Genomic DNA, 13,774 nt, shown 5'->3' on the forward strand with positions numbered 1-13,774 from the left:
TGCCAGGCACATTAAAAAAGAGTTAAGCAGATTCTGCTTAGCTCTTTTTTCTTGAATTAAGAAAGGAAAAGTATTGCCCCATCGAAACCTGTCAAAGTTATACACGCGCAATCTATGTTCAAAATTTGTTAGGTTGAAACACTTCTTATCTCAGCCTCATCATTTCATTGTTTTGACCATTGCCGCCAATTTATTGACTGTTTTCCAATTACGAATTGTAAATGGCACATTTAATTTCTGTAGTTGAATTGCTAGTTTAGCATTGCGGATACTAGCATGAAAAAGAAGATAGATTTCTTTGTTTTGAATATGATACTTTTCCTTTTCATTTTGAAATCCCTGTAAGTTTTCTAAATCTTTCTTGGAAGGAGAAGTAAGAAAACAAGCCACATAAAGGCTCTCTCCGATAGATGCTGCTTCCGCTTCCATGATCTCATTAGCAGAAAATGGACAATCTGTCGTTAACTGCTCCCATTCTTCTGCTGTTCTTAAAATCACAGGAATAGAAAGTCCATAATCTTGCATAATTTTATTCTGTATTTCCTCTTTTAATATCATTTCCTGCTTATCCGATTGGAATATGATATTTCCACTTTGAATATATGTTCGGACGTTTTCTAAACCGATTGATGCAAGTGACTCTCGTAATGCCGCCATTTTCATTTTGTTTTTGCCGCCTACATTAATACCTCGCAGCAGTGCAATATATGCGTGCATATGTCAACAACTCCTTGAATGTATTTAAAGAGATATTCTTTGTCCTATTGTACGTTTTCTGTTAAGGATCAATCATAGTAATCTAATTTCTCCTCTAAGCAGCTGGAGATAGGAAACACCCCATTTTTTTGATATAATTATAATAAGTTTACATTTTCGTTTCTACATATGCAAAGGAGGTGAGTAAGTGTGTTTCTGGAACTGTTTCATAATGCTTTTATAGACTCTTCCATCTTTTATATGTATTTTGGTGTTATCTTGATGACGATGGGTATTATGTACTTTGTTAAACTCCATCATAATCATCCGGTTGTATATAATTATGTTTTTGATGATAACCGTCAAGATATTAAAATCAATATCAGCCATCTGGAAAAGACGTTAATTATTAATGAACCTTTTATCATTTGGTTTATCATAACATGTAAGAGAATAGATGAAAAAGATGATAAAAATGACAATGTTTTCTCTTATTTTAACAAAGAGTTTAAAATAAGAGGAGGACAATTATGGAAAGAAATGGCTTACTCACAGCCTTTAAAAAATATCGACTTATCATTTTAGCGCTATTGCTTATCTTTGTACTTGCAGGATGTGGAGGTAATACCACACCTATTGACAGCTCATCTGCAGGGGTCTTTGACCATTATTTTGTATACCCTTTTTCTCTCTTGATAAAAAAGATAGCCTTTGTGTTTCAAGGCAACTACGGGATTGCTATTGTATTAATTACAATCATTATTCGATTTGTGTTAATGCCGTTCTTTATCAGGCAGGCAAAGAATAGTAAAGACTCGCAAAAGAAAATGGCAGTCATGAAGCCGGAGATGGATCAGATTCAAAAGAATTATAAAGGAAAGAGCAGTACAGAAGATCAGTTAAATATGCAGAGAGAGTTAAGTGAGCTTTATAAAAAGCATGATTTTAATCCTGTAAAAATGGCTGCAGGGTGTTTGCCGCTGCTTCTTCAAATGCCTATTCTCATCGGGTTTTATTATGCGATTATGCGAACTCCGGAAATAGCTGAACATTCTTTTCTATGGTTTAGTTTAGGTGAAACAGATATTTTATTCGTTGTTTTTGCTGCGCTTATTTACTATATCCAGGCAAGAGTAAGTCTTATCGGGCTGGAAGAAGCTCAGCGAAAGCAAATGGCAATAATGAGTTTCATATCTCCAGTTATGATTGCAGTTGTTTCCTTTAATGTTCCTGCAGCACTGCCTTTGTATTGGGCAGTTAGCGGACTGTTTATGATTGTACAGACACTTGTTATAAAGAAATATGTCCATTAATTGAAAAGCTTGCTAAATTAATAAATGATATAAACAGGGGACAGGGAGAGCCTGGTCTTGCATGAAAAATAGTGGTTTTCCATTTCATCAGTGGAAGACCATTATTTTATTTATGTTTAAAAAGTACAAAAAGGATAACTAATGATCTTAGGAGCAGATTGACTAATATATCTCCAATAAAATACTTATAAATAATACTCATTTGGGTTAACCTGACAGATAGACAAATAAAAATAAAAAAGTTTTAAAAAGGTATTGCATTATTCCTGAAAAGGAGATATAATAAACCTTGTCCTTAATTAATGGATAGAAAAAAATACTAATTATTCATATCGCGGGGTGGAGCAGTCTGGTAGCTCGTTGGGCTCATAACCCAAAGGTCGTAGGTTCAAATCCTGCCCCCGCAACCAAATAAGATCCAGATTCACCATTAAAGTACTGGATAGAGAGAATACATAATTTAGGTCCGGTAGTTCAGTTGGTTAGAATGCCTGCCTGTCACGCAGGAGGTCGCGGGTTCGAGTCCCGTCCGGACCGCCATGATTTTAAAAATAATAGTAGTCACCAGCACATGGTTTCCGATAAGAAACATGTGTTTTTTTAATGCCGTAAATGAGCACAGCTGCTTATGACTTTGAAAATAAATTAAACATATACCAATTATTTATATTAAATTTGATGACATAAATTTTTATTTTTTTCTTCGATTTGCTATGATAAGTAGTAGATTACAACAGGTCGTATTCATTTGCTCTAAAGCGACTGGAGCTTTAGAGCATGAAGATATTATTTCGTTGAAGATATTGCTTTTGATGAGATTGCGATTACTCGACTCACCAAAAGCATATATACAAGTTTTTAGATTTTCTCAATGTGAAATAAAGGAATCGGTGATAGCATGGATGAATTTTCATTTATTGACGCCATTAAACCAACAGCCTATAAACAGTCTGCATTAATTAAAGGAATTGGAGATGATGCAGCTGTTTTTCGCAGTACATCAGACATTGTGACAACAGTAGATACATTTGTTGAAAATATTCATTTTTCCTTAGAAACAATGGATCCTTTTCATATCGGATATCGTGTGCTGGCTGCAAATATTAGTGATTTAGCGGCCATGGGGGCAGAGCCTGCCTTTTATTTGGTTTCAATGTGTATTCCAAAAAAGTGGAAGCAGCATGCGTTAGAAGAAATTTACCGAGGGATGGATGAGCTTGCCTCGAAGTATCGAATGGATCTGATTGGCGGCGATACAGTGTCCAGTGATTGTCTCATGATTTCCATTACAGCTATTGGGTATGTACCAAAAGAGAGAGCAAGATATAGAAGTGATGCAAAGCCTGACGACATTGTCTTTACGACAGGGACTTTAGGAGATTCCCGGGCAGGGTTAGAGATACTGCTGCAGGGGAAGGAATATAAAGATAAGGATTATTTTATAAAACGCCACCGATTGCCGGAACCAAGAGTCGGATTCGTACTGGACTTAAGGGAAATAGACCGTATGGCGTTAAATGATATTAGTGATGGAATTTCAAATGAAGCGAATGAAATAGCAGAAGCTTCCGGCGTGGAGCTTACCATTATAGAAGAAAAAATTCCTGTTTCTGACAGCTTCCATCAGTTTTCTGAAGCGCAGCAGCACGAGTGGAAGCTGTCTGGCGGAGAAGACTTTGAGCTGTTAGGGACAGTGTCAGAGGTACATTGGCCAAGGATGCAGGAAGTGGCTTCTCTAGCGGGTACGTCAGTTCATCAGATTGGCTATGTCCGTAAGGCTGAAAAGCCCTGTGTTCTTATTCAATCAGATGGAGAGACGAAGCAGTTAACGAAAAGTGGATACACACATTTAAAGTAGGTGAATGCGTTGCAGAAGGTGTTAAAAACAGAAAAGGATACACAGGATTTTGCGGGCCGGCTGGCGCAAAAATTACAGCCGAATGATGTTTTGACCCTGGAAGGTCAATTAGGTGTCGGCAAGACGACATTTACAAAAGGTCTGGCAAAGGGGCTGGATATTAAAAGGAATATCAGCAGTCCGACTTTTACGATTGTAAAGGAATATCGCGGGCGTTTACCGCTATATCATATGGATGTGTATCGCTTGGAAAATGCAATGGAGGATATCGGCTTTGATGACTATTTCTTTGGTGGTGGCATCACCGTGATTGAATGGGCAAGTTTTATTGAAGATTTTCTCCCAAAGGAGCGGCTGGATATTACACTTCAGTATACTGGTAATGAAAATCAACGTGAAATAACACTTACTCCTTTCGGGGAGCATTTTAAACAGGTTGTCAAAGCATTGAGTTAGGAGTTTTTTTATGAAAATACTTGCGATGGATACTTCCAATCAAGTTTTAAGTGTGGCATTATTAGAGGATAAACAAATCATTGGTGAAATAACGACAAATATTACAAAAAACCATTCTGTACGTTTAATGCCGGCAGTAGAAAAGCTGATGAAGGATGTCAATGTTACACCTTCTGAATTAGATCGAATTGTCGTTGCAAAAGGACCCGGCTCTTATACTGGAGTGCGAATTGGTTTGGCTACAGCGAAAACAATGGCCTGGGCATTAAATATACCAGTTGTTGGTGTATCGAGCTTGGAGGCATTGGCTTATCAGGGAATGTTATTTGATGGAATCATCTGTCCATTTTTTGATGCCAGACGCGGTTTAGTTTATACAGGTGCCTATCAATGGAAAAATGAAAAGCTTGAAGCGGTGATGGAAGAAGAAAATATTTTAATGACAGAATGGCTGGCAAAGCTGAAGACATCAGGAGAAAAAGTGCTTTTCCTGAGCCAGGATATCGAGCTGTTTAAAGCATTGATTAAAGAACATTTACAGGATCAGGCTGTGATTGCTGATACATCATTCCAGCTGCCACGAGCGGTACATTTGGCTCTCTTAGGCAGAGAAAAAGAAGCCGGCTCTGTGCATGGACTTGTTCCGAATTATCTTCGCTTAGCAGAAGCAGAAGCAAATTGGCAAAAGCAGCAGAAGGAAAAAACAGACTCATGAGCGAGGTTATTATTCGTCCAATGAATCTGGAGGATATTTCAGGAGTATTAGAGGTAGAAGAGGCGTCTTTTGCAGGACCATGGGATGCGGAGATTTTTCATAAAGAGCTGTGTGAAAATAAACATGCTTATTATTTTGTGGCCTGCATAGAGGATAGGGTTATTGGCTATATTGGTTCGTGGATTGTCTTTGAAGATGGACAAATTACAAACTTTGCTGTTCATCCTGATTTGCGTGGACGCAAAATCGGCGAAATGCTATTTGGATATGCTGTAACATTTATGGCTGACAAAGGTGTAGAGCGGCTCTCTTTAGAGGTGCGTGTTTCCAACATCGTTGCGCAATCCTTATATAGGAAGTTTGGACTTGTCTCTGGCGGGATCCGAAAGCATTATTACACGGATAATTTTGAAGATGCTATTGTAATGTGGGTGAATTTAAAATGAAAAAAGATACAATGATATTAGGCATAGAAACAAGCTGTGATGAAACAGCTGCATCGATTGTCAAGAATGGACGCGAAATTCTTTCTAATGTGGTCGCTTCACAAATTGAAAGCCATAAACGCTTTGGCGGTGTGGTCCCTGAAATAGCTTCCAGACATCATGTGGAGCAAATGACAATGGTCTTGGAAGAAGCAGTCCATAAAGCAGAAGTAACCTGGGATGATATTGATGGGATTGCTGTCACAGAAGGACCGGGATTAGTAGGAGCACTTCTCGTTGGCGTCAATGCAGCGAAAGCTCTCGCCTTTGCCAAAAATAAGCCGCTTATTGGTGTACATCATATTGCCGGACATATCTATGCAAATCGCCTGGAAAATGAATTCGAATTTCCGCTATTAGCATTGATTGTTTCTGGAGGGCATACGGAGCTTGTGATGATGAAAGATCACTATGACTATGAGGTAATTGGTGAAACAAGGGATGACGCTGCTGGGGAAGCATATGATAAAGTAGCAAGAATGCTGAAGCTTCCTTATCCAGGAGGACCGGAAATTGACCGTTTAAGCGCAGAAGGAGAGGCAACAATTGACTTTCCACGTGCATGGCTGGAGGAAGGAAGCTATGATTTTAGCTTTAGCGGATTAAAATCAGCTGTTATCAATACACTTCATAACGCAGAACAGCGTGGGGAAGCACTGGCTCCTGCAGAGGTTGCAGCGAGCTTCCAGCAAAGTGTTATTGACGTATTGACGGAGAAAACATATCGGGCAGCACAAGCATATCAGGTGAAGCAGGTGATTGTGGCTGGCGGCGTTGCGGCCAATAAAGGCTTACGGACGAGCTTGAAAAATCGTTTTAGTAATGAAGATGTTGATTTGTATTTTCCCCCGATGCATTTATGCACAGATAATGCAGCGATGATTGCAGCGGCTGGAACAATTTTATATGAAAAAGAAAAATTTGCTGCACTTGATTTAAACGCAAATCCTTCTTTAATGTTAGAATAGGGGTAGTAACTGATAAAAGTTTGTAATTTGTTAGTAAGTTTTAGAGAAAATCAGTTATGTCGAAATTATCGTTTATGATTTGATGATGTGTGATTATTTCATGAAATTCAGGGGAACGACAGGAGAAATTTGGTGAGAATCCGATGAATAAAAAACAAAATTATTATTTTCAAACTGATTTAATCTTATTATTGCTTGCTTTTGCAATAATAAGTTTTTTGGCGGTATATAATGCGCAGCAGCTGGAGCAGTATAGCACAAACTTTCTGATACGGCAGATGTTCTTTTATGCCATTGGAGTCGGTATGATTGCAGCTGTTCAATTTCTGGATTTAGAGCAGTTGTATAAAACAAGTCTTTATATTTATATAGGTGGAATTGTACTGCTGGGAATTCTCCCTATCAGTCCAGATTTTATTGCAGCCCCTAGAAACGGTGCAAAAAGCTGGTATACCTTTATACCGGGATTGACACTGCAGCCTGCCGAGTTTGTCAAAATATCCACGATTCTTTTTTTGTCGGCAGTAATCAGCAGGCATAAGGAAAAATTTGAAGTAAGCACCTTAAAGACAGATATTCAGCTGCTCGGGAAACTGCTATTGTATACAGCAATCCCTGTATTTTTGATTATGCTGCAGCCGGACTTTGGAACAGCGATGGTGTATCTGTTTATTGCAGGAATGCTGATTATTTTATCCGGGATTAATTGGAAAATCATCTTTTCCTTGATTATTACCGGAGTTGCTGTTATAGCCAGTGCTTTATTTATTGTGATTGAGTTTCCGGGTTTTGCGGAAGAAACACTGGGGGTACAGGCTTATCAAATTGACCGTGTGATGACCTGGTTCGATCCATCGCAGCAATCGCCAGATGCCAATTTTCACTTTGAGCGCTCGCATATGGCACTTGGATCAGGACAGCTGTTTGGAAAAGGAATGGGAAGCATCGAGGTAAATTATCCAGAAGCGCATACCGATTTTATCTTTTCCGTCATAGGAGAAAGCTTCGGTTTTGTCGGCACTGCTTTTGTTGTTCTGCTCTATTTTATGCTTTTATATAAACTCGTAACGCTTGGATTAAATATTTATAAGCATTCGCCGTTTGGGGCTTACTTCTGTTTTGGATTTTTAAGCTTAATGCTTGTCCATATTTTTCAAAACATTGGTATGACAGTTGGAATTATGCCGGTTACCGGAATTCCTTTACTTTTAATTAGTTATGGAGGAAGCTCCATTATGTCAACGATGCTGGGCATGGCAGTGGTTTATAGAGTAGCGGTGGAAGAGACCATCCAGAATGACTATTTATTTAAATAAGATAGTATAAAAAAAGTGCGTGAGAAAAATATCTCCACGCACTTTTTTTAGCGATTATCCTGAAACTAGCCGATAAATTGATGCTCAACCACTTCTTCATCATGCACTGCAACAATCACCGATTCAATCTGATTGTCTTTTACAGACTGTATCGTAAATAACAGATGCTTATAGTGTACTGTATTTTTGTTACGATCAGACTGCTGTCCGATTAATTCGGATAAAAATCCGTCCAATGTCTGATGCGGTGTATTAATTGGAAAAGCAACTCCAAGTGTCCCTTCTAACATAAACAGACTTGCTGATCCACTGATCAGATAGCGATTACCCGAAAGCGGCAGAATGTCCTTTGACTCGGCTGTTATTGGTCTTTGTTCTTCTAACAAGTCCTTCGTTATGTCTCTAATAATATCTTCTAAGGTAATTAATCCATATGTTCCTCCAAATTCATCGAGAACAATGGCAATACTGTAATCTCTTTCTCTCATATCTTTAAAAACTGCATCAATTTCCTGGTTCATTCTGACGTAAGAAGCAGGACGAAGCAGGTTTTTTAAAGAAAAGAAAGCGGAAGATCCACCTGATTTTAAGCTGTGAAAGAAATCCTTCACATGTAATATTCCTGCAATTTGGTCAATATCTTCATCATAAACCGGAATTCTGGTGAATTCTGTCTCCTGAATGATAGAAAATACTTCATCAAGCGTTGCATCTATTTGCAGCACGGTTAAGTCTGTGCGGTGTGTTGCGATTTCGCCTACATCCTTGCCGCTGAATTCGATAATATTTTGAGTCTGATATGAATGTTCTTCTGCACTTATTAGTGTGTCTGTGAACAGATTAGGAAATAATCGGGATAATCCTTTTACAGTGAACCGTTGACGATGCTTTGCCAGCCATTTTGGCAAAAGGTACCCAAAACTAGTCCAAACACCAAATAATAGAAGACTGGACGCCAATATCATAATAAATTCATTTATTGTTTGTGAAAAAGGTAAAACAGCATCTGAGAAAATCTGACCGAGCTGGAGGGTAGCAGCCACAGTAAGCCATGTACTGCTGAAAAGACCGATAAATACGAGTGCAAAGGGAAGGAAATGAAGAAAGGAATTTGAACGTACTTCTACCCTGGGTGAACGGGATAAAATAGTTTCTTTGAGAGCAAAGTACACCATACTGGCAAGTAGGAAAAATAAAAAAGTAACGATGGGTATCGCCACGGGATAACAACCTCCATTTATCACATTAAATTATTATTTATGATTGTCCTGAGAAGAAATATAAGATATAAAAAGCAGGCAGAATGATTGCCTGCTTTCATTATACAACAATCTGAAAATTATATCAATTGCTCAGCTCTCTTCTAAAACAGCCCACTCATCCATAAGATGATCTAATTCCTCTTTTAAAACGGATAATGTATCGGTTAGTTCCATTGTTTTTTTATGGTCATCAAATACATCAGGCTTCGTCATGTCCAGTTCAATGGCTGCTATTTCTTCTTCTTTCTGTTCAATTAATGCTTCCAGCTCCTCAATCCGGCGCTTGCGTTTGCGCTCTTCCCGCTGGCGCTGTTTTTCTTCCTGAAAGCTGAGCTTTTTAGAGGAGACGGCAGGCTTTTCTGTTTGTTGCTGCTGTTTTTGCAGTTCTAACAGACGTCTCTCTTCTTCCTCTGCTTTTTTCTCTAAATAATAATCATAGTCACCAAGATACATGTTCACACCATCGGCTTGCATTTCGGCAACCTGGTCAGCAATTCGGTTAATAAAGTAGCGGTCATGCGAAACAAAAACAATTGTTCCTGGAAAATCAATTAATGCACTTTCTAATACTTCTTTGCTGTCAATATCCAAATGATTCGTCGGTTCATCGAGGATAAGCAAATTTGCCTTTTGCATTTTTAATTTTGCCAGAGCCAGTCTTGATTTTTCACCGCCGCTTAAGGCGGATACAGGTTTTAAAACATCTTCACCAGAAAATAGAAAATTTCCTAAAATAGTGCGAATATCCTTCTCATTAATCAGTGGATAATCATCCCAAAGCTCCTGAAGTACGGTTTTATTCGAATTTAGATTGGCCTGCTCCTGATCGTAGTAGCCGATCTGAACATTTGTCCCGAGTTGAATTTCGCCTTGATTCGGCTGATTCCTGCCAATAATATTTTTTAATAAGGTTGTTTTGCCGACACCATTGGGACCGACTAATGCGATGCGGTCACCGCGATTGGCATGCAGGGTAATATTTTTAAAAATCGGCTGATTCGTATCCGGATATTGATAGGATAAATCTTTTATTTTCAGTACATCATTTCCGCTCTGGCGGTTAACCTGGAAGGAAATAGATGCAGAAGATTCATCACCTGCAGGACGGTCGAGACGCTCGATTTTCTCCAGTTTTTTTCGTCTGCTCTGTGCCCGTTTGGTTGTAGAAGCACGCGCTAAATTGCGCTGAATAAAATCTTCCATTCGTTTGATTTCTGTCTGCTGTTTTTCAAATTCTTTTTTCTCCTGCTCATAGTCCAGTGCTTTTTGGGTTAAATAGTTACTATAAGTCCCATGGAACTTTTTTGAATGATGTCTGGAAATTTCATACACAATCGACACCGTTTTGTCTAAAAAGTAGCGGTCATGGGAAACGATAATGATAGCGCCCGGGTAGTTTACTAAATACCCTTCCAGCCATGTGAGTGTATCAATATCCAAGTGGTTTGTCGGCTCATCCAAAATAAGCAGCTGCGGTTTCTGCAGAAGAAGCTTTCCAAGAGCAAGTCTTGTTTTCTGTCCACCGCTCAGGTCTGTAATCAATGTATCGTAATCATAATCACCGAAGGATAACCCATGCAATACAGCCTTTATTTCGGCCTGATAGGTGTAACCGCCGCTTGATTGATAGTCATGTTGAAGCTTGTCATATTTCGTGAGCAGCTGCTGATAAGCTGATTCATCCATGCTGGAGGAATCGGTCATCTGTGCTTCAAGCTCACGTAACTTTGTCTCCATAGCGAGAAGCGGGGAAAAGACATCCAGCATCTCTTTCCAAATGGTTTTTCCGGATTCTAACGTCATATGCTGCGAGAGATAACCGAATGTTAAATCCTTTGGTTTAAAGATTTCTCCATCATCAAAGGGCATGTCACCTGCCATGATTTTTAAAAGAGTGGATTTTCCGGCTCCATTCCGGCCGACTATTGCAATACGTTCATTGTCTTTTACTTCTATTTTTATATTGGAAAGAATCTCTTCTGCTCCAAAGGATTTTGAGATTCCATTTAATTGCATTAAAATCATTATTGCCATCCTTTCTGGTCATTATAAAACGTGGCTGTCACCAGGCTTTTAGGTAACAGCCTTGCCAGCACTTATACCTGGTACCTAAAAATTTTTACTAGGTCGAAATCCTTCTGGTTTAAACGTTTATACTTTCCTAACATGTAAAAATCTGTTCAAAAAGTAAGTGAAAATAATTAATAGATAAATGTAGTTACTATCCTTTCTTTTTAAAGAATCCTGTAAAAGGAAAGAAGGATACCTTCTATAAGTGTAACGTATCGAAATAGAAGCTACAATAAAATTATGATAAAGTTCGCCATCTTGGCTATTTTTCTGTTAAAATTAATAAAGCAGAATGCGTTAGTACATATTTTATACTGGGAAAACTTACATATCTTATCCTGATTCACCGTCTTCATTTATGGAAAATGTGACATTCTAATGTGAGGATGCAGATTTAATAAAATGTGAGTGACTCTATATTTTATTAATTGAAGAGAGGCTTTTTCTATGGAACAAAATAAAATTCCACAGGCAACAGCAAAGCGTTTGCCTTTATACTATCGATTTCTCAATAATTTATATCAACAAGGGAAGCTGCGTGTATCATCGAAAGAGTTGAGCGAGGCTGTTAAAGTTGATTCAGCAACCATCCGCAGAGACTTTTCCTATTTTGGTGCTCTTGGAAAAAAGGGTTACGGATATAATGTTGAATATTTATTAGGCTTTTTTAAAAGTACCCTGGATCAGCATGAAATTACAGAAGTTGCTTTAATTGGTGTTGGAAATCTGGGAACGGCATTTTTACATTATAATTTTTTGAAGAACAATAATATCCGTATTACGATGGCGTTTGATGCAGATGAAGCAAAAATTGGTACCGAGGTTGGCGGCATTCCCATCTATCCAATCAGTGAATTAGAAGAACGGCTGGATAAAATAGAAGTAGCTATTCTGACCATACCGGCAGAAGAAGCGGATGTCATGACGAATCGGCTTATAGATCTCGGGATCAAAGGAATTTTAAATTTCACCCCCGCCCGAATTACTGTTCCAAGTAATATTCGTGTCCATCATATTGATTTAGCAGTAGAGCTTCAGTCACTTGTCTATTTTTTAAAGCATTATCCCTTGGAAGAGGAGTAACCCTGATTAATTACAGCTATAAAAAGTAGTTTGTGAAATATATCTTCAACGAGATAGGGCCAGGTACATTTTATTAATGTCCCAGCCCTATTTTACTTTTTCTTTTTAATTTTAAAATAGAATCCGAGCATCCGGAACCCAGCATAAAAATTTAATGCTCCAAATCCGGCAAATAAGAGTGTTACGATGTCCCATACGGTGTCTTTTTTACTGAGAACGCCGAAATAAACAAATAAAACACCGAATAGGACATAAACAATTGCTTTTATTAAATAAGGACGATGCATGTTAACCTCCAAAGAAGATAAATTGTAGTTGGTCAAGCTGTCTTTGAATTTCTTCGGGGTCCAACGAATATTGAACCAGCACGACAAGGGTGTTCATTCCGGCATGTACGATGATTGGCACAAGAATACGTTTTGTCTGTACGTATAGAAAAGCGAAAACAAATCCCATGGACGCATACACCAGTATATGCAAGAAATCCCAATGAATCACGGCAAAGACAAGGGATGAAATAAGTGCGGCAAAGAAAAAGTTCATTTTTTTATAAAGTGATCCAAAAATGATTTTCCGGAAAATTATCTCCTCTAATATAGGTGCAAGAATTGCCGGTAGAACAACAAAGAGTGGCACCGCACGGGCCATATTCATAATCCCCTGCGTATTTTCCGAGCCGGGATCTATTCCGAATACCTCCATTTCAATCGTTGCAGCGAGTCCTTGAGCAAGGAGAGCCATAATAATACCTAAAACAGACCAGATAATAATACCGCCAACTCCGGCAGCATCAGGGTGGGCACGGACCTGCATATCTGGTTTTATAATCCAGAGGATAATAATCAGACCGGCAGCGAAGCTAAAGACAGACCAATAAATGCTGGCAAGCACAATATCTATACCAAAAATTAATTCAATCAGCGGTGCCGCAAGTAAAACTGAAAATAGAATAATGATATATGTAAGTATGACATATATATATCTTCGAGTCATAAAAACGCTCCTTAAAGTATAATTATCATAAGGTATATTCTAACATAACTGTCACTGAAAATTATAATCAGAAGTACGTGAAAACATGCAAGAAAGTATAAAAAAGCTAATTTAAAAATTCTTTATCATCCTACTTGCATTTTTCCCAAGAATTAATTATTATATTAATTGGAGTTAGCACTCAAGGAACAAGAGTGCTAATAAAAATAAAATGATTTGGAATTAAGGAGGCAATTCTACATGATTAAACCATTAGGAGATCGTGTTGTTATCAAACTTGTTGAACAAGAAGAAACAACTGCAAGCGGAATCGTACTTCCAGACTCTGCAAAGGAAAAACCGCAAGAAGGTGAAGTTGTTGCAGTGGGATCTGGACGTGTGGAAAATGGAGAAAAGGTTGCATTGGAAGTTTCTGAAGGAGACCGCATTATTTTCTCTAAATTTGCTGGTACTGAAGTTAAATATGAAGGTACTGAATACTTAATTCTTCGTGAAAATGATATTTTAGCTGTTGTAGGCTAAACCAAAATATACGATGAATCTTTAAGAAGAAGTTTAC

The 13,774-nt window shown here is 38.2% G+C and carries 15 protein-coding genes and 2 tRNA genes; 12 read left to right on the forward strand and 5 right to left on the reverse strand.

What is annotated here, in order from left to right; all coding sequences use genetic code 11:
• Positions 1-159: 159 nt before the first annotated feature.
• A complete protein-coding gene (locus tag FLK20_RS17425; protein ID WP_152657871.1) occupies positions 160-717 on the reverse strand; it encodes a DUF1697 domain-containing protein in 558 nt (185 codons plus the stop codon).
• A 189-nt stretch (positions 718-906) separates the two neighbouring features.
• Here FLK20_RS17425 and FLK20_RS17430 point away from each other — a divergent pair, with 189 nt between their 5' ends.
• The 10 genes from FLK20_RS17430 to FLK20_RS17475 all read left to right on the forward strand — a co-directional run bounded on the left by FLK20_RS17430 (position 907) and on the right by FLK20_RS17475 (position 7,807).
• Positions 907-1,281: a hypothetical protein gene (locus FLK20_RS17430; RefSeq protein WP_152657872.1), complete on the forward strand. Its 375-nt coding sequence runs from the start codon at positions 907-909 to the stop codon at positions 1,279-1,281.
• Positions 1,227-2,009: a membrane protein insertase YidC gene (yidC, locus tag FLK20_RS17435; RefSeq protein WP_152657873.1), complete on the forward strand. Its 783-nt coding sequence runs from the start codon at positions 1,227-1,229 to the stop codon at positions 2,007-2,009. The genes FLK20_RS17430 and yidC overlap by 55 nt, the downstream gene beginning before the upstream one ends.
• A gap of 333 nt (positions 2,010-2,342) precedes the next feature.
• Positions 2,343-2,419: transfer RNA gene (locus tag FLK20_RS17440), tRNA-Met, on the forward strand.
• A gap of 53 nt (positions 2,420-2,472) precedes the next feature.
• A tRNA-Asp gene (locus FLK20_RS17445) sits at positions 2,473-2,549 on the forward strand.
• A gap of 358 nt (positions 2,550-2,907) precedes the next feature.
• Entirely contained in the window at positions 2,908-3,867 is a 960-nt protein-coding gene (thiL, locus tag FLK20_RS17450; RefSeq protein WP_152657874.1) for a thiamine-phosphate kinase, read from the forward strand.
• Positions 3,868-4,323, forward strand: a complete 456-nt coding sequence (tsaE, locus tag FLK20_RS17455) for a tRNA (adenosine(37)-N6)-threonylcarbamoyltransferase complex ATPase subunit type 1 TsaE (protein WP_152657875.1) — start codon at positions 3,868-3,870, stop codon at positions 4,321-4,323.
• A gap of 10 nt (positions 4,324-4,333) precedes the next feature.
• Positions 4,334-5,038, forward strand: coding sequence for a tRNA (adenosine(37)-N6)-threonylcarbamoyltransferase complex dimerization subunit type 1 TsaB (tsaB, locus tag FLK20_RS17460; RefSeq protein ID WP_152657876.1), 705 nt, complete (start codon positions 4,334-4,336; stop codon positions 5,036-5,038).
• Complete coding sequence (rimI, locus tag FLK20_RS17465; protein ID WP_152657877.1) at positions 5,035-5,484, forward strand: ribosomal protein S18-alanine N-acetyltransferase; 450 nt, start codon at positions 5,035-5,037, stop codon at positions 5,482-5,484. The genes tsaB and rimI overlap by 4 nt, the downstream gene beginning before the upstream one ends.
• Complete coding sequence (gene tsaD, locus FLK20_RS17470) at positions 5,481-6,491, forward strand: tRNA (adenosine(37)-N6)-threonylcarbamoyltransferase complex transferase subunit TsaD (RefSeq protein ID WP_152657878.1); 1,011 nt, start codon at positions 5,481-5,483, stop codon at positions 6,489-6,491. The genes rimI and tsaD overlap by 4 nt, the downstream gene beginning before the upstream one ends.
• Before the next feature lie 143 nt (positions 6,492-6,634).
• The gene (locus FLK20_RS17475) at positions 6,635-7,807 is read left to right on the forward strand and encodes an FtsW/RodA/SpoVE family cell cycle protein (RefSeq protein WP_152657879.1); all 1,173 of its coding nucleotides are present in this window, start codon (positions 6,635-6,637) and stop codon (positions 7,805-7,807) included.
• 65 nt (positions 7,808-7,872) lie between these two features.
• On the opposite strand, the gene FLK20_RS17480 is transcribed toward FLK20_RS17475, so the two are convergent.
• Positions 7,873-9,027 carry a CBS domain-containing protein gene (locus tag FLK20_RS17480; RefSeq protein WP_152657880.1) on the reverse strand — a complete coding sequence of 385 codons (1,155 nt, stop codon included), beginning with the start codon at positions 9,025-9,027 and terminating at the stop codon, positions 7,873-7,875.
• A 132-nt stretch (positions 9,028-9,159) separates the two neighbouring features.
• Entirely contained in the window at positions 9,160-11,094 is a 1,935-nt protein-coding gene (locus tag FLK20_RS17485) for an ABC-F family ATP-binding cassette domain-containing protein (RefSeq protein WP_152657881.1), read from the reverse strand.
• A gap of 492 nt (positions 11,095-11,586) precedes the next feature.
• On the opposite strand from FLK20_RS17485, the gene FLK20_RS17490 reads away from it, so the two are divergent.
• Entirely contained in the window at positions 11,587-12,222 is a 636-nt protein-coding gene (locus FLK20_RS17490; RefSeq protein ID WP_152657882.1) for a redox-sensing transcriptional repressor Rex, read from the forward strand.
• Positions 12,223-12,314: 92 nt separating this feature from the next.
• On the opposite strand, the gene FLK20_RS17495 is transcribed toward FLK20_RS17490, so the two are convergent.
• On the reverse strand, positions 12,315-12,509 hold the full coding sequence (locus FLK20_RS17495) for a YdiK family protein (RefSeq protein ID WP_152657883.1): 195 nt from the start codon (positions 12,507-12,509) through the stop codon (positions 12,315-12,317).
• 1 nt (position 12,510) lies between these two features.
• On the reverse strand, positions 12,511-13,215 hold the full coding sequence (locus tag FLK20_RS17500) for a CPBP family intramembrane glutamic endopeptidase (protein WP_152657884.1): 705 nt from the start codon (positions 13,213-13,215) through the stop codon (positions 12,511-12,513).
• A 240-nt stretch (positions 13,216-13,455) separates the two neighbouring features.
• On the opposite strand from FLK20_RS17500, the gene groES reads away from it, so the two are divergent.
• Positions 13,456-13,737, forward strand: a complete 282-nt coding sequence (groES, locus tag FLK20_RS17505) for a co-chaperone GroES (RefSeq protein WP_152657885.1) — start codon at positions 13,456-13,458, stop codon at positions 13,735-13,737.
• Positions 13,738-13,774: the final 37 nt, after the last annotated feature.

It is taken from the genome of Oceanobacillus sp. CFH 90083, assembly GCF_009389585.1.
Classification (GTDB): Bacteria; Bacillota; Bacilli; order Bacillales; family Amphibacillaceae; genus Oceanobacillus.

Bases quoted from the DNA above. Each gene is read 5' to 3' on its own strand.
- FLK20_RS17425 (WP_152657871.1), bottom strand. From the start codon at position 717: ATGCACGCATATATTGCACTGCTGCGAGGTATTAATGTAGGCGGCAAA.
- yidC (WP_152657873.1), top strand. From the start codon at position 1,227: ATGGAAAGAAATGGCTTACTCACAGCCTTTAAAAAATATCGACTTATC.
- thiL (WP_152657874.1), top strand. From the start codon at position 2,908: ATGGATGAATTTTCATTTATTGACGCCATTAAACCAACAGCCTATAAA.
- tsaB (WP_152657876.1), top strand. From the start codon at position 4,334: ATGAAAATACTTGCGATGGATACTTCCAATCAAGTTTTAAGTGTGGCA.
- rimI (WP_152657877.1), top strand. From the start codon at position 5,035: ATGAGCGAGGTTATTATTCGTCCAATGAATCTGGAGGATATTTCAGGA.
- tsaD (WP_152657878.1), top strand. From the start codon at position 5,481: ATGAAAAAAGATACAATGATATTAGGCATAGAAACAAGCTGTGATGAA.
- FLK20_RS17475 (WP_152657879.1), top strand. From the start codon at position 6,635: ATGAATAAAAAACAAAATTATTATTTTCAAACTGATTTAATCTTATTA.
- FLK20_RS17485 (WP_152657881.1), bottom strand. From the start codon at position 11,094: ATGATTTTAATGCAATTAAATGGAATCTCAAAATCCTTTGGAGCAGAA.
- FLK20_RS17490 (WP_152657882.1), top strand. From the start codon at position 11,587: ATGGAACAAAATAAAATTCCACAGGCAACAGCAAAGCGTTTGCCTTTA.
- FLK20_RS17495 (WP_152657883.1), bottom strand. From the start codon at position 12,509: ATGCATCGTCCTTATTTAATAAAAGCAATTGTTTATGTCCTATTCGGT.
- FLK20_RS17500 (WP_152657884.1), bottom strand. From the start codon at position 13,215: ATGACTCGAAGATATATATATGTCATACTTACATATATCATTATTCTA.
- groES (WP_152657885.1), top strand. From the start codon at position 13,456: ATGATTAAACCATTAGGAGATCGTGTTGTTATCAAACTTGTTGAACAA.